Source organism: Nocardia sp. SYP-A9097, assembly GCF_009649815.1.
Classification (GTDB): Bacteria; Actinomycetota; Actinomycetes; order Mycobacteriales; family Mycobacteriaceae; genus Nocardia.
Window position 1 is genome coordinate 1 of sequence record NZ_WJIC01000018.1, and the last position, 21,633, is coordinate 21,633.

Genomic DNA, 21,633 nt, shown 5'->3' on the forward strand with positions numbered 1-21,633 from the left:
CTTCCTTGGCCCACTCGGTGATGTGGTGCACCGCCGACAGGGACGCGGGCGCGCTGCAATCCGGTCGGGTGCAACCCTTTTCGGCTGCGATGAGAGCCAACCGCTGGGCCTTGGTGGCCAGGCGGTCGTCATGCCCGACGTGCAGGGGCAGGTCCGTCAGGGTGAATCCGGGAGTCGCGCCTGCCGAGCATTTTCCCACCGAGCCGATCCCGGGCGTGGGGTTCTTCGCAGCGCCCTTACCGCGCGCACGGTTCCCCGGCGTGCGGCGTACACGCGCCACATGGACCGGTGCCCCGACCTGGTCCAGGACTGCCACGAAGGTGCTCGAATCCTGGGCGGTGGTAGCCAATTTCAGGGCTTCGGACACCGACAGGGTTCCTCCCGTGGCCGTGGTCGCGATACCGGTGCCGCGTTCGACATCGGCCACACTCATCGAGAGCAGTGCGGTGACCGGCAGGCCACGGTGGGTGCCCAGGATGGTGGGGTCGCATTCGAAACGCAGGAACGCCAGCAGCGCATCATGATTGCGTTGCGCCGCGCTACGGGTGTCACGCTTGGCCGCTGCGGCCAGCACGGTGCGGTCGGTGGCTTGGGTCGTGGTACAGGGGCTGTCGGGGTCTTCGGGGTTGCACATGCCGGGGCGCGCGAGTTTGGCCAGCAGCGGATCCAGCACCGCACGCAGGGTCGGGGTGAGTTCACCCGACACCGGGGACATCCCATTCACGCGCTGACGACCGATGGTCAACCCACGCAGACGTTGCCGATCCCGGTCGGCGGCGAGTTCACCATCGGGGTTGACCCGCATCATGATTTCGTTGCCCAACCGCGGCAGGGTATCGGGGAAGCCGTTGCAGGCGTAGTCGGTCAGGATCTGTTGGGCGGCTTCCTTTTTGCGGTCCGGCAAGCTGTCGGGGAGGCGGTGCATGATGGCCATGATGTGGCGGGCGTGGTCGGCGGAGATCTCGCCTGCACGCTGCGCCTCGGCCACATACGGCAGTACCGGCTCGAGCTCGCCGGTGGGAAAGACCCTGGGAGCCAACAGTTGTGCGGCATTCCAGCGTGCGGTCGCATCCGCGTGCGACAACCGCAGGGTCTGTTCGAGGAATTTGATCGGGGTCGACGCGCCTGCGCGGGCGGCCAGGCAGCGGGTGCCGGTCTCCACGGTCAGGCGATGCTTGACCGCTTCCAGTTTGCGCAGGCTCGATTCCACCTCACGCATGACCGCGATGAATTCGGTATCCAGGTGCGGGGTCAGATCCGCGTCCAGGAGGCCGTCCACCGCTACAGCCAGCGCCGAAGCACTGACTGTCAATGCGGTGTTTCCTCCTGAATTCATGCCTTTATTCTACCGTGATAACACAGACCACGAAAGGCGAATTCTATTGTGATGCAAGGATTTTCAGAAGGAATTGCCTTTCATTCACATGTCCAGCAATTTCCGTTTCAACACCTTGCCGGTGGGGTTGCGCGGGAGCTCTTCGAGGAAGACGACTTCGCGAGGCACCTTATATCTGGCGAGGTTGGCTTTCACGAAGTCGCGAACGTCATCCGCGGTGCAGGACCGCCCCTCGTTGACTACCACGAAAGCCTTTAGACGCGAACCGAATTGGTCATCCGGTACGCCGATTACGGCTGCCTCACGGACGGCCGCGTGGGTGTACAGCAGCTCCTCCACTTCGACCGGGAAGACGTTCTCACCGCCGGAGACGATCATGTCGTCATCACGTCCGTCGATGAAAAGTCTTCCGGCCCTGTCGAAATGGCCGACATCACCCGACGACATCAGGCCACGGATGATCTCCTTGTGCCCACCACCCGTATAGCCTTCGAACTGAATGACATTGCCGACGAATATGCGCCCGGTCGCCCCGGCGGGTAGCTTGCGGCCCTCGTCATCGAGAATCTCGACTCGCGCACCGAGCACCGGGCGGCCGACGCACCCGGGCTCCACCGCCAGATCCTCCGGCGTGGCAATGGTCGCGTACGCGACTTCCGTTGAGCCGTAAAGGTTGTAGACCACCGGGCCGAAGGTGGCGGTCACCTCCCGGCACAGCTGCGCGCCGAGCTGGGATCCGGCGACGAAGATGATGCGCAGCGCGGACAGGTCGCGTCCGGTGACGCCCTTGCCGCCGAGGTCGATCATGCGCGCCAGCATGACCGGTACCACGATCATGGCGGTGGCGTGATTGCTTGCGACACTGTCGATCGCGGCCTGCGGGTCGAAGAGGCGGCGGATCACCAGTGTCGAGCCGAAGCCGAGAGTCAGCATGCCGCAGGCGAATCCGAGGGTGTGGAACATGGGCGCGCAGCATTCGGTCACCTCGCCCGCCCGGAATGGTGTCTTGGAGAGCAGACCACCAAGGGAGGCAAGCGATTTCGGCTCCGGGCGGGGCGCGCCCTTGGGTGTACCGGTGGTGCCGCTGGTGAGCAGGATGATGCGCGGCTCGGCTCCCGGCCACGGTGGCGCGTCGGGTGAGCCGTCGGCGATCAGCTCTTCCAGGCTGTCCGCGCTGGGCTCATCCGTCCACGCCAGATATCTGCCCCGCGGCGGCGACACCTCATCCAGCATGTGCGCGTATTCGGCGTCGTACACCAGCAGATCGGTGCCTTCACGCGTCGCGACGTCCCGAATCTGCGGTCCGGCGAAATCGGTATTGAGCAGAATGATCCGCGCCCCGCATTTGGCCGCCGCGAAGATCGCATCCACCAGCCCGCGATGATTGCGGGCCAGAATCGCCACGCCCTCACGGGGTTTCAGCCCGCGCGCCCGCCAGGCGTTGGCCAGCCGATTGGAGCGGTCCTCCAATTCGGCGAAGGTGAGCGACCCGAGTTCATCGATCAGAGCCGTCCGCCCGCCGTACCGCGCGGCCGAGAGCCGCAGCCCGGCGGCAATGGTCCCGTACCGCAGCATGGCGGTGGCGGCGGAGAGCAGCACCGTCGGCGATTCGATCCGCACCAGCCCGGCATCGAAGAACAAGCGCGCCGATTCGAGCTCCAGACAGGCCCGCTCCCCCACCGTCCGAATCAGCCCGAGTGTCATCCCCGCACCCCGTTCCGCAATCCCGTGAACTGCGGTTTCCCCTGCGCGCGTTGCACTTCCACCCGGACCTCCTCGTCCGCCCCTGCGTTTTGCGGGCATCTGCCCTCAAACTAACCGTACGGGCGAGGAGGCGCGAGCGGAATGCCTCTCAGGACAGCGTGGTGACGATCAGCGCGCCATCGGCGTACTGCGCCCGCAGCCGCTTCTTGTCGAATTTGCCGACACTGGTCTTGGGCACCTCTTCGATGAAGGCCCAATGCTCAGGCAGCTGCCACTTGGCGAACTTGTCGGCCAGGAAGTCACGCAATTCCTCCGGCTTCGCCTCCGCGCCGGGGGCCAGCACGACCGCGACCAGCGGGCGCTCGTCCCACTTCTCGTCCGGAATGCCGATGACCGCGGCCTCGGCGACACCCGGATGCCCGACGACGGCGTTCTCCAGATCCACCGAGGAGATCCATTCGCCACCGGACTTGATGACATCCTTGGACCGATCCACCAGTGTCAGATAGCCATTGGGGCTGATCTTGCCGACGTCACCGGTGCGCAGCCAGCCGTCGTCGAACTTGTCGGGATCGACCTCGCCGCCGGTCGGCGAGTAGTACGAGCCGGTGATCCACGGGCCGCGCACCTCCAGCTCGCCCAGCGCGACACCGTCATTGGGCAGCACGCTGCCGTCATCGGCGACCAGGCGCGCCTGCACACCCGCCGGGAAGCGGCCCTGGGTGTACCGGTAGGCCCACTCCTGCTCACCCTCGGACGTGGCGGGCGCGTGCGCGACCGAGCCGAGCGGGGAGGTTTCGGTCATGCCCCAGGCGTGCAGCAGCTTCACGCCGTGCAGCTCTTCGAAGGCCCGCATCATGGACGGCGGTACGGCGGCGCCACCGACCACACAGGTACGCAGATGCGAAATGTCCTGCGGCGCGGCCTGCAATCCGGCCAGTACGCCACCCCAGATGGTCGGCACGGCCGCGGCGAAGGTCGGCTTGACGGCGGCCATCATCTCCAGCAGCGGTGCGGGCTGCAGGAAGCGGTCCGGCATGAGCAGGTTCGCGCCGGACATCATGGCCGCGTACGGCAGACCCCAGGCATTGGCGTGGAACAGCGGCACGATGGCGAGCACGGTGTCACGCTCGCTGAAACCCATGCCGTTGGGCGCGCACACCTGCATGGCGTGCAGGTAGTTCGAGCGGTGCGAGTAGACGACGCCCTTGGGGTCGCCGGTGGTGCCGGAGGTGTAGCACATTCCGGCGCCGGAGCGCTCGTCCACGATCGGGTAGTCGTAGGTATCCGGTTGTGCCGCAAGCAGTTCCGCGTAGGAGTGCACCTGCACACCCTCGGGTGCGGTGAGCGCGGCGGCATCACCGTTGACCACGACCACGTGCCGCACCGTCTTCAGATTCGGCAGGTACTGCGCGAACATCGGCAGCAGCGAGCCGTCGACGATGACCACCTGATCCTCGGCGTGGTTGGCGACGTAGACCAACTGCTCGGGGAAGAGCCGGATATTCAGCGCGTGCAGTACCGCGCCCATGGCGGGCACGGCCACGTACACGACCATGTGCTCATTGTTGTTCCACATGAAGGTGCCGACTCGGTCGCCCTCACCGATGCCGAGGTCACGCAAGGCATTGGCGAGGCGGGCGGCGTCCGCGCCGATCTCACGAAAAGTCTGGGTGCGAATACCGTCTCCGGTCCAGGTCGAAATGGTGCTGTCGCCTTGGAATGTGGACGCGTACCGCAGCAGTGTCGCGAGTGACAGCTGCTCGTCCTGCATGGTGCTCAACATTTCCCAACCGCTCCCTACATATCCCTACTGGAGAGTGAACTGAGTCACTTCCCGGCAGGATAGCCGAATTCGGACACGGCCGGTTCGGCGGTCTACTGATGGCAATCCGAAAGCAAACGCACGTTTATGACCGCGGACGGCGGACCCCACCTCCGCCGCCCGCGGTTGTCGCCGACTTGCCACCGCCTACACGATGACCCGCCGGCTTCGAAGTCCCGGCCAGGATCAGGCTTGCAACGACGCCCCCTGCGGCGCCGCAGAATAGCCAATCACTAACCAGGACAAGCAAATTGGAGCACGATTCTCCGTGAATATATGTAGTCGGACAGGAGGCTGTCCAGTCGAGGACAGCGACGCAGGTCAGACGGCGCTCACCGTCCCAGAAAGATGCCGGTGAGCCCGGATCGCGGCGGCGACAGCAAACCCGACTCGCAGAAATGGCCGAAAATACCGATTCGATGACCGTGGATGTCTGCGTGACCAGCGCCGATAGCTTTAATGTCGAGTCATGAATCGTGAGCCGTCCATCCTGATCATCGGCGCCGGCTTCGCCGGACTCGGCATGGCGCTGGAATTGCAGCGCCACGGCCTGACCAACTTCAGCATTCTGGAGAAGGCCGCCGATCTGGGCGGCGTCTGGCGCGAGAACACCTACCCGGGCGCGGCCTGTGATGTCCCCTCGCCGCTCTACTCCTGGTCGTTCGAGCCGAAAACCGATTGGCCGCGGCGGTTTTCGCATCAGGCCGATATCCACGAATACATGCGCGGCGTCGCCGAGAAGCACGGCCTGCCCGCGAAGATCGAATTCGGCGTCGAGGTCACCGAGGCGGAATTCGATGAGCAGTCCGGCATTTGGCGGGTCCGCACCTCCGACGGCGTCACCCATATCGCCGATATTCTGATTCCGGCGGTGGGTCAGCTCTCCCGCCCCGCCATGCCGAATCTGCCGGGCATCGACAGCTTCACCGGCGCGGCCTTCCACTCCGCCGAATGGGATCATTCGGTGGATCTCACCGGTAAACGGGTGGCGTGCATCGGCACGGGAGCCAGTGCCATCCAATACATTCCGGCGATCCAGCCCAAGGTGGCGCAGCTGACACTGTTCCAGCGCTCGGCGGCGTGGGTGCTGCCGAAGTTCGATACCGAGTACAGCGCGCTGCACAAGGCGATGTTCAAACACGTACCGATCACCCGGCTGGCGGAGCGGTTCGCCATCTGGGGACTGTTCGAGGTGCTGGCCTTGGCGCTCACCGATATTCCGGCCATGAAGACCCCTGTTGTCGCCCTCGCCGATCGGCATCGGCGAGCCCAGGTGCCCGATCCGGTGCTGCGCGACAAGCTGACTCCCGATTACGCGGCCGGCTGCAAGCGCGGGCTGTTCTCCAACGAGTACCTGCCGGCGCTCGGGCAGCCGAACGTCCAGGTGGAGACCACGGCCATCGAGGCGGTCACCCCGACCGGGATTCGCACCGCCGACGGCGTCGAACATCCGGTGGATGTGATCATCTACGGCACCGGCTTCAAGGGCACGGAATTCCTTGCGCCCATGCACATTTACGGTCTCAACGGGCGCAAGCTGGCCGACGAGTGGTCCGCCGAGGGCGCGCGCGCCTACCTCGGCATGTCGGTGCCCGGCTTCCCGAATCTGTTCATGATGTACGGGCCGAACACCAATGTGGGGTCGGGTTCGATCATCTATATGCTGGAGTCGCAGGCCCGGTACATCCGGCAGGTGGCGGAGTACCTGGCGGCACGGCCCGGGTGGTTCTTGGCAGCCAAACCAGAGGTCGAGCAGGACTGGGACGACTGGCTACAGCGCCGTCTGAAGGACACCCCGTGGAATTTCTGCTCCAGCTGGTATCGCAATGCCTCGGGCCGGATCACCAATAACTGGCCGGGCGCGACAGCGCTGTTCCGCTGGAAGACAAGCACTTTCAAGCCGTCCGACTACGACGAGGAGCGGGCCGCGGCCCGCTGAGCGATCCGGCGATGGGCACGAACACCAGCGTGCCCATACACCCGCCCTATGCCCCCTGTGCCTAACCAACATCCAGCGGCCGACTCCCCGCACCCCGCCGCCCGCAAAACACCCCTGCGACGCCGCGAACCATCCGCACCGATATGAATGCGACCCCCAGCTCCCCAACCAGGTAGACTCCCCGACGTTCAGGTCGCCCACCAGCAACCGGTCCAGCCTTCGTAGCTCAGGGGATAGAGCAACCCTCTCCTAAAGGGTAGGTCGCAGGTTCGATTCCTGCCGAGGGCACCAAAGATGCGTGCTTCGCCCTCGGGCAACGTGATGTGCCCGTGGTAGTCCTCGAGGTCTCGGCCGAAGAACTTCAGTCCAACCGCAGCCGTGCCGAGCAGGGCGAAGATGATGGACGTGATCAGGGGGATTAGGCCCTCACTCCACACCGCTCCGTCACCAGCTGATAGTCCAGCCAGATCGACGTTAAACACCTGCGTCACAAAGCACAGCAGCACCGGAAAGTCCAGCAACGCAGCCCAAGTCGAGAACCGGTGCGCCCAGGCTGGCACCCGCCGATGTTTCAGGCTGCCCGCGGCGCACTCCTCGGTGACCTTGGTGCTGGCTACCCTCATCCGCTCGGCTGCGGCGGTTGGCGATCGAGCGGCACAAGACTCTCCCGATCTCTACATGCCACTACAGATGTTCGCCGAACGATTCGCGGCCCCAGCGGTTGCGGCTCCGACGCTTCGGGATCAGCCCACCAGCGGTACGCGGTCCACAACCGTCCACGAGTAGCGGTGCTGGTGACGTTCGAGTGCAACCAGCACAGCCTCCGTCACAGTCACGTCCACACTGCGGAGAGTGGCGTTGATCGTTTCAGCTGCTGACACCGCCCGATCCGAGAGCCTGTCGCCTACCGGGTAGGCAACTGTCACATGCGGATTGGAGCTAGACCTCTTCACCGGTGCCTCGGGAAAGACCGACAAGGTAGCTGCCCGAAGCCTGTTGCGAAGGGCATGGACGCGCTGAACAGGCCCCACCTCAAAGCCCATCGCACCACGGAGATTCTTCAGCTGGTCGATCGTCACAGTGAACGGTGCTAGGTCCGTACAAGCGCTTCGCGCGGCCGTGGCGATCACGTCGAGTTCGGCTGGCGTGCTCTGTCCGGCGTACATGATTCTGTCCAGCGTCAGGTGGAGTCCATCCGGAGGGACCGGATAGAAGTACCTGACGTCGATTGCCTCTTGGCATTCTTTCACCAAGTTATGGAGCTCCGAAGAGTACTCAAAGGTCAGGAACCAGTAGTGGCCCAGCGGGCCGATCTGCCCGCCGCGCTTCTGTGCCCGGGAATCATCCATGCTGTTCGTCGAGACCCTTCAGACTTGCGAGTGTCTCTTGCACCGTACGCAGTTGGGCGGTGTCGCCCCACTTGGCAGCGGCATCGTGGGCGAACTCCAGGCCGCGGCGACGAACTTGCATCATCGGCTTGCCCGGCGACACGTCGAGCGCATCGAGCATGATGCCTGCGGCCGCATCCAAGTCGGCGTCCTCGGCCAGGACGTGTGACCGCGCCAAATCGATCATTACCAGCGAACGGCCCCATGGGGAATTAGCGTCATTCATCTCAGGCAAGGCCAGTTCGACGTACTGCTCGACCCTGTCCGGCCTGGCCAGGGATAGAAATGAAGTAGCCGCGTTTCCTGCCACCTGCGCCGGACTGTAGCTCTCCAGCGAGATGCTCGAGGGAACCCCGGCCGGCGCCCCATTGTCTGCCATGAGTTCGTATGCCCGATCCACCGCCCGACGGACCGCCTCGGCATCGCCAAGTTTGCCCGCTGCCCGCGCAACACCATTGACCGCTAAGCGAACACTTTGCGGTCCGGCTCCAGCATGAGCCAGGCCGTCCTCGGCGTAGCGCAGCGCCTCGACGTACTGCCCGGCGTAGTACTCACAGAAACTCTGCATGCCCCGGGCCCACCCCATGAGGTTTGGGTCCTGTGCGTAGTCGCCGAGCTGAAAACTCTCCAGGCAGTACGCACGGGCCAAGGAAAACTGGCCGCTTCCCACCGCGATGTAACCCAGGAGCCCCGACGTCTCGCTCGCAACCTCGAACAGCCCGCTGCGCCGTGCCGGATGGCCACACTCATCGAGGAGTTCATCGAGCCATGCACGCTGTTTCATAAGGGCGGGAACAAGTTCGGACGGATCATCTACCGTCTCGTACCCAGCGATGCTCTGGAGCGTGCTCAGCTGCAGCTGTGCGATGATCTCGGGATTCACAGATCGGCTCAGCTTGTGGACGCGGCTGAGTACGGTGATCAGCTCTTCAGTCACCCCGGGATCCGTCGGCGGGGACGGCTCCTTCGTTTGATCATCATTGATGCTCGTCGCCTGACCACGACCGAAACGGAACGAGTCGCTTTCGGACCCGCGAGCTGACGAAGCTCTGAGCTCCGTTCCCTCCGAAGCGCTTCCAGCTGAGCGCCGCGACGATGACGGGTTTCGTGCCCGCCATACCGACTCACCGTCGGCCACGATTTGCTCAAAACGTGCCCGATCATCAGGAGTCGCCCGCTGGCCGAGAGTGGTGTCAAGAATCGACTGAGTGTTAGTACGCGGCTTGACTGCGCTGAGGCCAGTGCGCCAATTGTTGACAGTGGTTGTCTCCACCCCGAGCATCGCGGCGAAGTCGCGAACCGACCGCCGCATTGCTTCCTGGAGCGCCACTGCTTCGAACCCGGTCCATGCCCGCCCTCTGACCATTTCTTACCTCGCCAATAGCCGCCTGACCTGGGGAAATGCCTATTTACGCCCACAGTACCCGACCATTACGCGGTCGCAGGCCGTACGGGCAAAAGGGCACCGTTGAACCGGCACCCGGTACCAAGCCGACGCCGTACCGCACGTGCGGCGCACCCCGCCCCGTGAGCCGGGCTGGGTGGCGAAAGCCCTTGGTATCGGGTGCCTTTGGCACATCCTCTTCGCTTCGCTGGAAAGGCGCTCACCGATGTCCCACACGACCCTCGTAACCCACTGTTTTGTCTCAACGACCCAACAGGAAGCCCATCAGCCACCGGCGCAACGGTTTACGGCAACTGAGGCTCACGCCGTGATGCAGTTTCACGTTGCGTGCAGGGCGACGAAGTGTCCGCGAAAGGCTGCGGCGCTCCAGGCTCTTATCGACGCCGGCCGCCTCGTGCTCTCTTCGAGCAAACCGCGGTGATCTGGCGTGCGGTCTATGACTCCACCTCGACGCATTCGCCACATCCACATCGAGTTCGGCACCCTCGCACTGGATTACCAAGCGTCGGCACAACAGGTGCAGAACGTGGCCGATGAACTGGCGCAGGGCTTTCCAGAGCTGATCGTCACGGTGGACGATGACGTACGCCCTGATATGCCGCCGTTGCCGTGCGCCGAACTCTGGGACTGATTGCCGATGAGCTCACCAGATCCGTTGAAGCACAAGACATTCATCGAAGCAGATAGCGTGCTGGCAGAGTTCATGTGTCAGGTGCACTTGCTCGAATTAACCAGCGACCGAGCACGGGAACTGCGGTACATGCATCGGTTTCATCGGCCGGACGAGTGCGTCGTGCATCTTGAGGCGGTATATCTGCTGCTAGCCGTAGGCGGCTACTGAGCGATGGCCTTCTTGGGCTGGATGCCGTGGCCAGGCTCGGTGATCGTCGCTACCAGCCCCGACCAGCCCCATCGCCGGTGACTGCACCGAACTGTGTCACCAGGTCGAGCCGCTGCTGACTGACGTAGGTCGGCGACAGACAGCGGATCTGTTCGACAACCAGCGGGCCGACTCGGCGAGTGCAGGGGAGCAGACTGGTTTATCCCATTCCCCCGACCTCGATCACCTCGACGGCGCGTAGTGACTATTAATTGAATCTGATTCAAAAAACTCTTGACCGCCTCCTCGACGCCGCCTAACCTCCAGTTACTGAATCAGATTCAGTAACTGGAGGGGCGATGGTCAATCGGCGTGGTGAAGCGTCGCGTTCCGCGCTGTTGGCCGCAGGTGCGATCGCGTTCAGTAGTAAGCGGTACGAAGAGGTTTCGATCGTGGACCTCGCGCGCTCGCTCGGCGTGGCGGCCGGCTCGATCAGCTATCACTTCGGAGGGAAGCGAGGCTTCTACCTGGCGGTGCTCGAGGGGGCGACCGATTCGTTCTGGAGCGATGTCTTGGAGATGCGGGGTCCCGCGCTCGATCGGCTGAGCCGGGGTATCGACAAATTGCTCGATCAGGCGGAACAGCAGCCGGCCTCGTTCGAAGCGCTCATCGCCGATGTCTCCGATGCCGAGGTACGCCGCATTCAGGACCGGCATCGAGGCCGGCTGGCCGATGCGCTGGCCGTCGAGGTGACCGGCTCGAAACCTTCTCCGGTGCTGCGGGCCGCGATCAATGGGTTCGTGTCTTTCGTCGAGGGGGTGGTGCTGCATTGGCTGCACACCCGCGAGATCACTCGCGTGCAGGTGAAAGAACTGATCGTGGGCAGCTTCTTCGGTACCGCATTGAGCGCGTTGCGCATTGACACCGATATCGAACTGACTCCGGCCGCCGGCGAGGCCTTGCTCTCGGACGCGCTCGGTTTCGGCTTGCTCCTGGGCTCCCCCACGTCTATCGACCGTGTCGAAATATCGGAGTAGTCAGTGATGTCCGAGTCTCTGCCCACCGGTCCGTCACGGATCGTCGAAACCCCGCTCGCGCGGGCGCTGGCCTGGGTGATCGGGCCGCGTGGCCTGCGCAGTCAGGCTGCGCTGCGCCGCGAAGTACAGGGCAAAGTTGTCGTCATCACCGGAGCTTCCTTCGGCGTCGGCGAGGCGACGGCGAAATGGTTCGCTGGCGCCGGCGCGAAGGTTGTCCTCGCCGCGAGGTCGGTCGATCGGTTGCGGGAGATCGCCGAGGAGATCCAGGCCGCCGGCGGCGAGGCCTACCCGTACCCACTCAATCTGACCAGCGAGGAATCGGTGCGCGAGTTCGCCGAATCGGTGCTGTGCGACTTCGGCGGGGTCGATGTGCTGATCCACAATGCGGGCAAGTCGCTGCGCCGCTCAATTCACCTGTCCTACAACCGGCCCAAGGACATCACCGCCACCACCGGCGCCAACTACCTGGGTCCGATGCGACTGACCCTGGCCCTGCTGCCCGGTATGCGCGAGCGCGGGAGCGGCCACATCGTCAATGTCTCGACAGTGGGAATCATGTTCCCTGCCATGCCGAAATGGGGTTTCTACCTGTCGTCGAAATTGGCCTTCGACTGGTGGATGCGCTCGGTGGGCGCCGAGGCTCGCGCCGACGGGGTCACACTGACCACGTTCTACGGTGGCCTGCTGCACACCCGGATGAGCGCGCCCAGCCGCTGGATGCGGGTGCTGCCGGGGCAGACCCCGCAGGACGCGGCCGAGGTACTGGCCAAAGCCGTGGTGAAGAAGCCGCGCACGATGACCCCGCTCTACGGTTTCCCCTCGGCGATCTCGGCGACGCTGTTTCGGCAGCCGCTCGAACTGCTCGTCGAGCGCATCTTCCGGAATCTCGGTGATACGAAGGCTTCCCTGTCGCGGCTCGAACCGAAGCTCGCGATTCCTGGAATCCAGGGTGACGACCAGGCGCGGGCAAGCAATGCGCACTGAACTCGAACACTCACTGCGGCAATGGGTTTCGGCGCTACCGGCGATCGCCACCTCGGGAATGCTCGCACCGGTGGGCCCGCGCGGAGCCGTGGCCCTGGCGCGCGCTTTTCATCAGTACGGGCCGACCCCGGCAATGTTGCTGGCGGCCACCGCAATCCGTCATCCGGACAAGGTCGCGATCATCGACGACAGCGGGCAGCTGACCTACCGGCAGCTACAGGAGCGTGCCGAAGCGATCGCGGCAGCGCTGTTCGCCGCCACTGCGACACCGCCGAAATCGGTGGGCATCATCTGCCGCAACCATCGCGGATTCGCGGAGGCGCTGGCCGCCGGCGCGCAGCTGGGTGCGGAACTGATCTTCATCAATACCGAACTCTCACCGGCACAGCTGCGGGCGATCCTGGCCAGACACAATCCCGACGTACTCATCTATGACGACGAGTACGCGGCGACCGTCGAAGGCTTCGACTATCCGGGACTGCGCGTACTGGCCTGGCGGGAGACCGGGACCTCCACCTTGCCCAGCCTCGACGACCTTGCCGCCCAGCACCATCCGGTACCGCCGCGCGTGCGTCACGCGGTCAAGCTGACACTGCTGACCTCGGGAACCACCGGTTTGGCCAAAGGGGTACGACGGTCGATCGCGCCCACCGCGATCGCGCTGTTGACCGCGACGGGCATGGCGATCCTGCGACTGCGCACCTCCGACCGCGTCATCGTGGCACCGCCGATGTTCCACGGCTTCGGGCTGCTCGCCCTGATCGGCCCAATGGCCTTGGGCGCGACCGTGATCTGCCGGCGCAGGTTCGACGCGCAGACCACTCTGGACGATATGGCCCGCCATCGGGTGACCGTGGTGATGGCGGTACCGGTGATGCTGCAGCGGCTGCTGGCCGTGCCGGATCTGAGCGAGTCGGCGGCGACGCGATCGGCCCTGCGAATCATGGTCACCGGCGCGGCGCCGATCGCGCCGACTACCGTGTCGGCGCTGATCGAGGCGTTCGGGCCGATCGTGGCCAACGGCTACGGCTCGACCGAAGCCGGACTCGTCACCATCGCCACACCCGACGACCTGGTCGTGGCACCGCACACCGTCGGCCGGCCCGCCCTCGGTGTCTCGGTGCGGATCCTGCGCGCCGACCGCTGCGAGGCCGCGACCGGCGAGATCGGCGAGATCTTCGTACGCAGCGGCCTGGAATACACCGGCTACACCCCCGACGCCGGCGCGAAAGCAGCGACGAAGGCGATCATCGACGGTCACGTCAGCACCGGGGACATGGGCCACTTCGACGCCGAACGCCGACTGTTCATCGATGGTCGCGCCGACGACATGGTTGTCTCCGGCGGGGAGAACATCTTCCCCGGCGAAGTCGAAGACCGCCTCGCCGCACACCCCGATATCACCGACGCGGTCGTGATCGGCGTCCCGGACGCCGAGTTCGGCCAAGTCCTGCGGGCGTTCATCGTGCTCGCGTCCGGAGCCGCGATCCCGACCGAGGACGCCCTCAAACAGCACATGCGCGCCGGGCTCGAACGCTACAAGGTCCCGAAACGATTCATCGTGCTCGACGAGATCCCCCGCAATGCCGGCGGCAAGGTGCTGCGCGCCCGACTGCACACCCCGACCGCGTCTTGATCCAACTCTTCCGAAAGGCCGAAAAACCATGGCAACGAAGCCAACTCGTGAGCCCTCGATCATCATCATCGGCGCCGGCGTCGCGGGCATCGCCGCGGCGGTGACCTTCAAGCAGGCCGGGTTCGAGGATTTCGTGATTCTGGAAAAGGGCTCCGACGTCGGCGGGGTGTGGTTCTGGAATCGCTACCCGGGCCTGACCTGCGATGTGCCCTCCCAGCTGTACCAGTTCGGGTTCGCCCCGAAAGCGGACTGGAGCCGGATCTGGGCCACCGGACCCGAAATCCAGCGCTATCACGCCGAAGTCGTCGAGAAGTTCGGTCTGCGAGCACACCTGCGGTTGAACAGTGAGGTGACCGACGCGGTATTCGACGGGTCCCGCTGGGACGTGACCGTCACCGGCGGCACCCGGCTCAGCGCGGACTTCGTGATCGCGGCGACCGGCGTGCTACATCATCCGTTCACCCCCGACATCCCGGGCCTGGACAGCTTCACCGGCGCCACGGTGCACACCGCGCGCTGGGACGACTCGCTCGTGACCGAGGGCAAACGGATCGCGGTGATCGGCTCAGGCTCGACCGGTGTACAGGTGATTTCGGCCTTGCAGCCCGGTGCGGCGAAGCTGACCCAGTTCACCCGCACCCCGCAGTGGGTGCTGTGGGCGCCGATGGAATTGCGCCAATCCGCGCTGGTGGCGAAGGTACTCGCGGCGGCCCCTGCCCTGCACGATCGGCTCTATGATGCGGCGCTGTGGGCGTCGGGAATCCTCGCCGATATCGCCCTGCACCCGACCTGGCGGCGCAAAACGGTCCAGGAATTGGCGCGCTGGTCACTGCGCGGACAGGTCCGCGACCGCGGCCTGCGCCGAACATTGACCCCGGACTATCAGCCATTGTGCAAGCGGCAGGTCGTCTCGGGCACCTACTACCAGGCCATCCAGGCCACCAACGCGGAACTGGTCACCGACGCGATCACCGAGATCCGCCCGACCGGTATCCGCACCGCCGACGGACGCGAGCACGAGATCGATGTGATCGTCTTCGCGACCGGGTTCCACCCGCACAACTACATGCGGCCTATGAATCTGCGCGGACGCGACGGGCTGACCATCGATCAGGCGTGGGAGCAGGGTCCGCGCGCCTACCGCATGTCGGCGATCCCGGGTTTCCCGAATCTGTTCACGGTGCTCGGCCCGAACTCGCCGACCGGATCGATCTCGTTGCAGTACTCCGCGGAACTCACCTCCCGCTACATCACTCGCTGGCTCGAACGGTTCCGTGCCGGGGAATTCGCCACAGTCGAGGTCACCGAGGAAGCCACCACCCGATTCCACGACGCGGTCGCGCAGGCGATGGGTCCGACCGTCTGGAACACCGGCTGCAATTCCTGGTACTTCACCGAACAGAACACCATCGACCTGTGGCCCTTCGACCGCAAGACGATGACAGCGCTGCTCACCGAACCCGACGACCGCGACTTCCTGATCACCCGTCACGCACCGGCGGCCGACGCCACCCGCGTCGAATCATCTACTCGCTGAACCTGAATGAGGACACCGCAGGAGGGCCACATCGACATCCTCGTCAATAACGCCGGTGTCGTGCCGCTCGGCGGTTTCATCGAGGAATCCGGGGCGACCACCGACCTGATCCTCGATGTCAACAACAAAGCACCTTTCGAGGCACGCTGACGGGCGGAAACGAAAACGGCACGGGAGCTCGGTGCCGTCGATCTCGACCTCGGGTGGGGTGAAATCTATTGTGTCACTGTGTGATTGCGGTGGATTCGACTCGAGAAGCCGGAGCGATGCGACGGCGACGGCTCGGGATCATCAGGGTCGGGTGCGAGATCGAGCGCATGGTGCCGTCGACGACGATCTGCCCGGTATCGGATACCGCCAGGGTGGTGGCGGCCGCGATCGGGTGGACGGTGAAACCTGCTGTCCACATGGTTATTTCGGCCGGAATGCGCCCGGTCTCGGTGACTGCGCCGTTCGCCTCCACACCGGTGATGGCGGCACCCTCGTGGACCCTGATGCCCAACCGTTCGAAAGCGCGAGCCTCGGCTGAGGGGTGGCCTGGACTCAACCGGGGCCGGTCACGTGGACAGGAGTTCGCGGAGTGCGGTGGTGACCTCTGTGGGTCTGTCCTCCGGCAGCAGGTGACCACCCGGGATCACCGATGTGCGCAGGTCCGTGGTCCATGAGTGCCAGATGGGTGCGGGATCGAACGGCCAGGTGGGGGTCCACAGGGCTGCGGTCGGCATGGTGAGTTGTCGCCCGGCTGCGCGGTCGTGGGCGTCGTGGCGGATGTCTGTGGTCGCGCCGGAACGATAGTCGGCGCAGATGGCGGCTATGGCATCTGGCGTCATCGATGCGGCGAGGTAGGCGGTGCGGATGTCTCTCGGGATGGCTTCGGGGTCGGTGGCCCAGAGGTCGAGGAAGTAGCCGAGGTAGGCCTCTGGTGCTGCGTGAATGAGTGTTTCGGGCAGTGGTGCCGGGTGGGCCATGAAGTAGATGTGGAACAGCGCCACACCGGTTTGCCCGGTGAGCAGGGGCCATATGTCGAGGCTGGGGACGACATCGAGGAAGGCGGCATGGGTGATCAGGTCGGGATGATCCAGTCCGGCGCGGAACGCGACAACCGCGCCTCGGTCGTGACCGGCGACAGCGAAGCGGCGATGTCCGAGATGTGCGAGCAGTTCCACGATGTCGGCGGCCATGGTGCGTTTGGAGTACACGGTGTGGGCTTCGTCGTCGAGGGGTTTGTCGCTGGCGCCGTAGCCGCGGAGGTCCGGGCATACCACGAGATGGTCGGCTGCGAGGTCGGTGGCAATGTGCCGCCAAGCAAGGTGGGTTTGGGGGAAGCCGTGTAGTAGGACCACTGGTTGTCCGGCGCCGCCGATCGCGACGTTGAGGGTGACACCGTCGCCGACGGTGATGCGCTGGTAGTCGAAATCGGGAATGGTGAGGGGCATGTGTTAGAGCTTCGCGGCGTCCTGTTCGACGAACAATGGCGATTTGCGCGGTGATTGTGTATCACGGCTTAACGATTCGGAGGTCCGTAGTGGTTCGGCGAAACGTAACCACCGTGGAGCCGCGGGAGATCGAAGTGTTCTTGGCCTTGGCCCAGGAACTGCACTTCGGCCGGACAGCGGAGGCTTTGATGGTGTCGACGGCGCGGGTGAGTCAGGTCATCCGCCGGTTCGAACGGCGTATCGGCGCACCGCTGTTCGAGCGAACCAGCCGCCGGGTCGCACTCACTGTGATCGGCACGCAGTTGTTCACAGACCTGGCACCGGCGCACAATGCGGTCGCGGATGCGCTGGAGCGCGCCGCGGACGCGGCACGTGAGATAAATGGTGAGCTGGCGGTTGGATTCCTCGGGCCGACCGCCGGGGATTTCGTAGCCGCCACCTCGAAAACCCTGAGCGCCCGGAAACCGGAGTGTGCTGTGACGTTGCGCGAGGCAGACCTCGGCGACCCGTTGGCGGGACTGCGATCCGGTGAGGTCGATGTCGTGTTCACCAAGCTGCCCGTTCGTGAGGCCGGACTGAAGGTGGGGCCGGTGTTACTGCGCAAACCACGTCTGCTTGCGGTCTCGAACCGGTTGCACATCGCACGCCGGTCGACGGCCGAGCCCGGGCTCCCGTTCGTCGACCTCGTCGCGCCGATACCCGACTACTGGCGCGATGCCCTGTTGCCTCGGGCCGTCGCGGGTGTGCCGATCGAACGGGGTCCGGCGGTGAAGACCCTGAACGAAGCACTGTTGGTGGTGGCCGACGGCCGGGGCGTGTGCACTGTCGATGATGGTGTGGTCCGTAATCTGGGGCGGCGTGATATCGCGTATCTGCCATTGCCGGACTGGCCGGTATTCGAGTTCGGACTGGTATGGCGTGCTGCCCGCGAGACGGCGATGGTCCGCGCATTCGCCGAGGCCGCAGCCCGTACCGCCGGTCGAGCGCCCCTCCTCGGATGACGCTGCCATCCCGATCTTGTAACGGTGACCCGCGCCTGCCGAACCCGCACGCCGCTGCCGGCGAAGACCTCGCGCAGCGGCCAGGCGTGGGTCACCAGGATTCGATGAGCGCCCCGACGATCGGCCTGCCGCCGCGGTTCGGTTGCGACCGCCGACGGCAAGCGGGCCGGGGCTGCGCTATCGGGAAGTAATGGAGACAATTTCCGGTCTATTGCCCACGGGCAGTGCGGTTTTCGCGGATGCCGGCAATACCGGCGCGTCGGCCGTGCACTACCTCGACCTCCCCGTGGATGGCCGGTTCGGCCTGGCATTGGGCATGGGTTACAGCTTCGGCGCCGCCATCGGCTCGGCCTTCGCCGACCGCCGCCCGACCTATGTCATCGCCGGTGACGGCTCATTCTTCATGCACGGCATGGAGATCCACACCGCCGTCGAACACGCCCTGCCGATCACCTTCGTGATCCTCAATAACAACGCACACGCCATACCGCCCTGGCCTGAGCCAACCTGCTCACAGGGGCCAGGTGGGTCCCAGCTCGGCGAGTTTCCCTGTCAGCAAGGCACGTTCGGGTTCGTTGCCGCACAGTTCGAGAGCGAGTTCGAGTTGGGCGCGCGCTTCATCGGTGCGGCCCAGGCGGGTGAGCAGCTCACCGCGCACGCTCGGTAGCAGATGCGAATTCGCAAGGGCTGCAGCGGTTTCGAGTTCGTCGACAATACGCAGTGCGGCTGCGGGACCCTGTGCCATGGATACCGCGACCGCGCGATTGAGCTCGACGATCGGGGAGGGTGCGAGGCGGCCCAGGGCCTCGTAGAGGAGCACGATGCGGTCCCAGTCGGTGGCCTCGACCGATGCGGCGACGGCATGGCATTCGGCGATCGCGGCCTGCAGGCCGTACGCACCGAGGCCGCGGCCGATCCTGGCCGCCTGGTCCAGGGCGGCGCGGCCACGGCGAATGGCCGCGCGATCCCAGCGGCGTCGATTCTGCTGTTCGAGAAGGATCGGCCGGCCGTCGGTATCGGTGCGGGCCGGGAAGCGTGCGGCGGTGAGTTCGAGCAGTGCCAGCAGTCCGTGCACCTCGGGCTCCTCCGGCATCAGCCGGGCCAGTACCCGGGCCAGCCGTTGCGCCTCAGCGGCGAGGTCGAATCGGATCAGATCCGTGCCCGAGGTGGCGGACGATCCTTCGGTGAAGATCACGTAGAGGACGCTGAGCACCGATCCGAGGCGTTCACCGCGCTCCGGAACGGACGGTACGGTAAATGGAATGCGCGCCGCCGCAAGGGTTTTCTTCGCTCGGGTGATGCGCGCCTGCACGGTGGCCGTCGGTGTCAGGAACGCCTTGGCGATCTCATCGCTGGACAGGCCACCGACGACCCGCAGCGTGAGCGCGATCCGGGCCTCGCGCGAGAGCACCGGATGGCAGGCGATGAAGACGAGCGCGAGCACGTCGTCGTCGATCTGATCCGGATCCCACACCGGCTCAACGGATTCCAAGGGCGGGCCGCCCGCCGCGACCCCGCCCTCACCCAGTTCGCGGGCGAGGGCGGAGTACCGGTCATCGAGGGTGGCCCGCCGGCGGAAGGTGTCGATGGCCCGCCGCCGCCCGACCGTGAGCAGCCATCCGGCCGGATTGCGCGGCACGCCGTCGCGCGGCCAGGTCACCAATGCCTCGGCCAAGGCTTCCTGCGCGAGGTCCTCGGCCAGTACGAAATCCCCGGTGTAGCGGGCGAGCGCGCCGACAATCCGCGCGGACTCGATCCGCCACACCGCGGCAACGGCCGCCCGACCCGTGGATTCGACCATCCGCTCAGCGACTCACAGCTGTCCGGTGGCCTCGCGCCACGCCCGTTCCTTCTGAATCCACTCATTGTCCTGCGGGAATTCATCGATGGTGGTGACCCGCCGAATCTCGGTTTTGAACCCCGGCCCGAACGACGGCGCCCGCCGAGCCCACTCCACGGCCTCTTCCCTGGAAGCCACATTCAAAATGTAGAACCCCCCGAACAACTCCTTGGTCTCCCCGTACGGCCCATCGGTAACCACCGGCGGCTCCGACGAGAAGTCCACCACCACACCCTCTTCCGGATCCAGCCCCTCCGCCGCGACCAACACCCCCGCGCGAATCATCTCATCGTTGTACCGCCCGACATTCTCGAGCACCTTCTCGAAATCGGCCCCCATCATGGCCGCATTCCCCTCATCGGTAGCCCGCCAAATCAACATGAACTTCACGATCGTCCTCCTGGTCCCGGGTCGCCCACCGACCCTCTCACCCCAAGGTCGAACGGACCCCCCGACAGATCGACACGCCCCCGAAAGAATTTCTCGGGAGTTAGGTCAGCGGCGGTCGAGCCAGGTGGCTTGGGCGCCGTTGGTGAATTCTCGGCGGTGGGTGGGCTTGAATTGGGTGGGGTTGAAGTTGGCGGTGAGGGCGGGGATGCCCGCGCCTGCGATTACCGGGTAGGTCTTGAGGATCAGTTGGTCGATCTCGTTGATCAGCTGGCCGGCCAGGTTGCCGCCGCCGCAGAGCCAGATGTCCAGACCGGGTTGGGTTTTCAATTGACGGACCAGGTCGACGGGGTCGGTGTCGACGATCTCCACCTGCGGGTTGGCCACCGGTGCGAGGGTGCTGGAGAAGACGTACTGCTTCAGGTGGTTGTAGGGACTGTCGGTGCCGATGGCGAGGCCGGGTTCGTAGGTGCCGCGGCCCATCAGCAAGGTGTCGAAGACTCGGTTCGGCGTATCGATCGGCATACCCATCGGCTCACGCAGATGGGTCGGCACCGTCTCCGGGTAGTCCTGGACGGCCCACGCGGTCATGTCGTCGCACATCGGGTAGAAGTCGAATTCGCCCTGCGGACCTGCGATGTAGCCGTCGAGGGAGACTGCCACGTAGTAGACGAGCTTTCGCATGTTTACCGCCTAGGTTGTAGTACTCTGCGTGAAGTGGTTTGAAGGTTAGTACTACAGATGGAGTGGTGTCAAGTGGTGCGTACGAATCCTGAGCGACGGCAGACGCTGCTGGACGCCTCGATCGAGGTGCTGGCCCGGGAAGGGGCGCGGGGGTTGACATTTCGCGCGGTGGACAAGGAGGCCGCGGTGCCCGCCGGGACCGCGTCGAACTACTTCGCCAATCGCGATGAGCTGCTCGTGCAGGTGGGACACCGGTACTACGAGCGGCTGATTCCCAGCGAAGAGGCGATGGCGAAATCGCGGGGGCCGCAGACCCGTGCGGGCATGACCGAACTCATGACCGAGGTGCTCGAGCGGGTCGCGGGGTTCCGGACCGGGTATCTCGCGATACTCGAGCTGCGACTCGAGGCCACTCGGCGGCCCGAATTGCAGGCCCTGCTCACCGAGCGGGTGCGCGCGGATCTGGACTTCAATATCGGCAACTACGAGGGCACCGGACAGCCGGGTGATGAGGACACGGTCGTACTGCTCTATCTCGCGTTGAACTGGCTGATTGTCGAACGCATAACGCTCCCCGGTGTTTTCACCGAGGAGCGCGCGAGCGAACTGATCCGGGTGGTCGTGGAGCGCGCGCTGCCCGAGTAGCGGTACGGCGGCGGCTCACCGAATCAAGT

General features: G+C 65.1%; 18 protein-coding genes, 1 tRNA gene and 2 pseudogenes. 11 read left to right on the forward strand and 10 right to left on the reverse strand.

Annotated features, from left to right (window positions below):
* From GFY24_RS28505 to GFY24_RS28515, 3 genes are all read right to left on the reverse strand, one after another.
* Positions 1 to 1,336 (reverse strand): DUF222 domain-containing protein (locus GFY24_RS28505; protein ID WP_153808209.1); only part of this gene is annotated, 1,336 nt, incomplete at its 3' end.
* A gap of 84 nt (positions 1,337 to 1,420) precedes the next feature.
* On the reverse strand, positions 1,421 to 3,040 hold the full coding sequence (locus GFY24_RS28510; RefSeq protein WP_153808210.1) for an acyl-CoA synthetase: 1,620 nt from the start codon (positions 3,038 to 3,040) through the stop codon (positions 1,421 to 1,423).
* Between the two features lie 148 nt (positions 3,041 to 3,188).
* Positions 3,189 to 4,826, reverse strand: a complete 1,638-nt coding sequence (locus GFY24_RS28515) for a long-chain fatty acid--CoA ligase (protein ID WP_153808211.1) — start codon at positions 4,824 to 4,826, stop codon at positions 3,189 to 3,191.
* 508 nt (positions 4,827 to 5,334) lie between these two features.
* On the opposite strand from GFY24_RS28515, the gene GFY24_RS28520 reads away from it, so the two are divergent.
* Together GFY24_RS28520 and GFY24_RS28525 are read left to right on the forward strand one after the other, a co-directional pair.
* The gene (locus GFY24_RS28520; protein WP_153808212.1) at positions 5,335 to 6,804 is read left to right on the forward strand and encodes an NAD(P)/FAD-dependent oxidoreductase; all 1,470 of its coding nucleotides are present in this window, start codon (positions 5,335 to 5,337) and stop codon (positions 6,802 to 6,804) included.
* Between the two features lie 215 nt (positions 6,805 to 7,019).
* Positions 7,020 to 7,095 (forward strand) — tRNA-Arg (locus GFY24_RS28525).
* Between the two features lie 452 nt (positions 7,096 to 7,547).
* Here the strand turns inward: GFY24_RS28525 and GFY24_RS28530 are convergent.
* Positions 7,548 to 8,153, reverse strand: a complete 606-nt coding sequence (locus GFY24_RS28530) for a 2'-5' RNA ligase family protein (RefSeq protein ID WP_153808213.1) — start codon at positions 8,151 to 8,153, stop codon at positions 7,548 to 7,550.
* Positions 8,146 to 9,129 (reverse strand): hypothetical protein, encoded by a 984-nt coding sequence (locus tag GFY24_RS28535; protein WP_153808214.1) that lies wholly within the window; start codon positions 9,127 to 9,129, stop codon positions 8,146 to 8,148. Before GFY24_RS28535 ends, GFY24_RS28530 begins: the two co-directional genes overlap by 8 nt.
* A gap of 904 nt (positions 9,130 to 10,033) precedes the next feature.
* Between GFY24_RS28535 and GFY24_RS28540 the strand changes: the two genes are divergently transcribed.
* The 6 genes and pseudogenes from GFY24_RS28540 to GFY24_RS28565 form a co-directional block, all read left to right on the forward strand.
* Complete coding sequence (locus GFY24_RS28540; RefSeq protein ID WP_153808215.1) at positions 10,034 to 10,228, forward strand: hypothetical protein; 195 nt, start codon at positions 10,034 to 10,036, stop codon at positions 10,226 to 10,228.
* 548 nt (positions 10,229 to 10,776) lie between these two features.
* Positions 10,777 to 11,454 carry a TetR/AcrR family transcriptional regulator gene (locus tag GFY24_RS28545; protein ID WP_153808216.1) on the forward strand — a complete coding sequence of 226 codons (678 nt, stop codon included), beginning with the start codon at positions 10,777 to 10,779 and terminating at the stop codon, positions 11,452 to 11,454.
* A 6-nt stretch (positions 11,455 to 11,460) separates the two neighbouring features.
* A complete protein-coding gene (locus GFY24_RS28550; RefSeq protein WP_153808217.1) occupies positions 11,461 to 12,438 on the forward strand; it encodes an SDR family NAD(P)-dependent oxidoreductase in 978 nt (325 codons plus the stop codon).
* Positions 12,428 to 14,074, forward strand: a complete 1,647-nt coding sequence (locus GFY24_RS28555) for an AMP-binding protein (RefSeq protein ID WP_153808218.1) — start codon at positions 12,428 to 12,430, stop codon at positions 14,072 to 14,074. The genes GFY24_RS28550 and GFY24_RS28555 overlap by 11 nt, the downstream gene beginning before the upstream one ends.
* A gap of 28 nt (positions 14,075 to 14,102) precedes the next feature.
* On the forward strand, positions 14,103 to 15,611 hold the full coding sequence (locus GFY24_RS28560; protein ID WP_153808219.1) for an NAD(P)/FAD-dependent oxidoreductase: 1,509 nt from the start codon (positions 14,103 to 14,105) through the stop codon (positions 15,609 to 15,611).
* An 18-nt stretch (positions 15,612 to 15,629) separates the two neighbouring features.
* A pseudogene (locus GFY24_RS28565) lies at positions 15,630 to 15,746 on the forward strand (short-chain dehydrogenase); the annotation flags it as partial.
* A gap of 88 nt (positions 15,747 to 15,834) precedes the next feature.
* Here GFY24_RS28565 and GFY24_RS28570 read toward each other — a convergent pair.
* Complete coding sequence (locus GFY24_RS28570; protein WP_194853052.1) at positions 15,835 to 16,113, reverse strand: hypothetical protein; 279 nt, start codon at positions 16,111 to 16,113, stop codon at positions 15,835 to 15,837.
* A gap of 55 nt (positions 16,114 to 16,168) precedes the next feature.
* A complete protein-coding gene (locus GFY24_RS28575; protein ID WP_153808220.1) occupies positions 16,169 to 17,047 on the reverse strand; it encodes an alpha/beta fold hydrolase in 879 nt (292 codons plus the stop codon).
* A 134-nt stretch (positions 17,048 to 17,181) separates the two neighbouring features.
* Between GFY24_RS28575 and GFY24_RS28580 the strand changes: the two genes are divergently transcribed.
* Together GFY24_RS28580 and GFY24_RS28585 are read left to right on the forward strand one after the other, a co-directional pair.
* Positions 17,182 to 18,048: a LysR family transcriptional regulator gene (locus GFY24_RS28580; protein WP_194853053.1), complete on the forward strand. Its 867-nt coding sequence runs from the start codon at positions 17,182 to 17,184 to the stop codon at positions 18,046 to 18,048.
* A gap of 130 nt (positions 18,049 to 18,178) precedes the next feature.
* Positions 18,179 to 18,535 (forward strand): annotated as a pseudogene (locus GFY24_RS28585) (thiamine pyrophosphate-dependent enzyme); the annotation flags it as partial.
* Between the two features lie 24 nt (positions 18,536 to 18,559).
* On the opposite strand, the gene GFY24_RS28590 reads toward GFY24_RS28585, so the two are convergent.
* The 3 genes from GFY24_RS28590 to GFY24_RS28600 form a co-directional block, all read right to left on the reverse strand.
* On the reverse strand, positions 18,560 to 19,849 hold the full coding sequence (locus GFY24_RS28590) for an RNA polymerase sigma factor (RefSeq protein ID WP_153808222.1): 1,290 nt from the start codon (positions 19,847 to 19,849) through the stop codon (positions 18,560 to 18,562).
* A gap of 12 nt (positions 19,850 to 19,861) precedes the next feature.
* Positions 19,862 to 20,278, reverse strand: a complete 417-nt coding sequence (locus GFY24_RS28595) for a YciI family protein (protein ID WP_309231449.1) — start codon at positions 20,276 to 20,278, stop codon at positions 19,862 to 19,864.
* Positions 20,279 to 20,383: 105 nt separating this feature from the next.
* Positions 20,384 to 20,959, reverse strand: a complete 576-nt coding sequence (locus tag GFY24_RS28600) for a dihydrofolate reductase family protein (RefSeq protein WP_153808223.1) — start codon at positions 20,957 to 20,959, stop codon at positions 20,384 to 20,386.
* A gap of 72 nt (positions 20,960 to 21,031) precedes the next feature.
* Between GFY24_RS28600 and GFY24_RS28605 the strand changes: the two genes are divergently transcribed.
* Positions 21,032 to 21,604, forward strand: a complete 573-nt coding sequence (locus GFY24_RS28605) for a TetR family transcriptional regulator (RefSeq protein ID WP_309231450.1) — start codon at positions 21,032 to 21,034, stop codon at positions 21,602 to 21,604.
* Positions 21,605 to 21,633: the final 29 nt, after the last annotated feature.

Excerpts from the sequence above, each read along its gene's own strand:
- GFY24_RS28510 (WP_153808210.1), bottom strand. The coding sequence starts at position 3,040 with ATGACACTCGGGCTGATTCGGACGGTGGGGGAGCGGGCCTGTCTGGAG.
- GFY24_RS28515 (WP_153808211.1), bottom strand. The coding sequence starts at position 4,826 with ATGTTGAGCACCATGCAGGACGAGCAGCTGTCACTCGCGACACTGCTG.
- GFY24_RS28520 (WP_153808212.1), top strand. The coding sequence starts at position 5,335 with ATGAATCGTGAGCCGTCCATCCTGATCATCGGCGCCGGCTTCGCCGGA.
- GFY24_RS28530 (WP_153808213.1), bottom strand. The coding sequence starts at position 8,153 with ATGGATGATTCCCGGGCACAGAAGCGCGGCGGGCAGATCGGCCCGCTG.
- GFY24_RS28540 (WP_153808215.1), top strand. The coding sequence starts at position 10,034 with ATGACTCCACCTCGACGCATTCGCCACATCCACATCGAGTTCGGCACC.
- GFY24_RS28545 (WP_153808216.1), top strand. The coding sequence starts at position 10,777 with ATGGTCAATCGGCGTGGTGAAGCGTCGCGTTCCGCGCTGTTGGCCGCA.
- GFY24_RS28550 (WP_153808217.1), top strand. The coding sequence starts at position 11,461 with ATGTCCGAGTCTCTGCCCACCGGTCCGTCACGGATCGTCGAAACCCCG.
- GFY24_RS28555 (WP_153808218.1), top strand. The coding sequence starts at position 12,428 with ATGCGCACTGAACTCGAACACTCACTGCGGCAATGGGTTTCGGCGCTA.
- GFY24_RS28560 (WP_153808219.1), top strand. The coding sequence starts at position 14,103 with ATGGCAACGAAGCCAACTCGTGAGCCCTCGATCATCATCATCGGCGCC.
- GFY24_RS28575 (WP_153808220.1), bottom strand. The coding sequence starts at position 17,047 with ATGCCCCTCACCATTCCCGATTTCGACTACCAGCGCATCACCGTCGGC.
- GFY24_RS28590 (WP_153808222.1), bottom strand. The coding sequence starts at position 19,849 with ATGGTCGAATCCACGGGTCGGGCGGCCGTTGCCGCGGTGTGGCGGATC.
- GFY24_RS28600 (WP_153808223.1), bottom strand. The coding sequence starts at position 20,959 with ATGCGAAAGCTCGTCTACTACGTGGCAGTCTCCCTCGACGGCTACATC.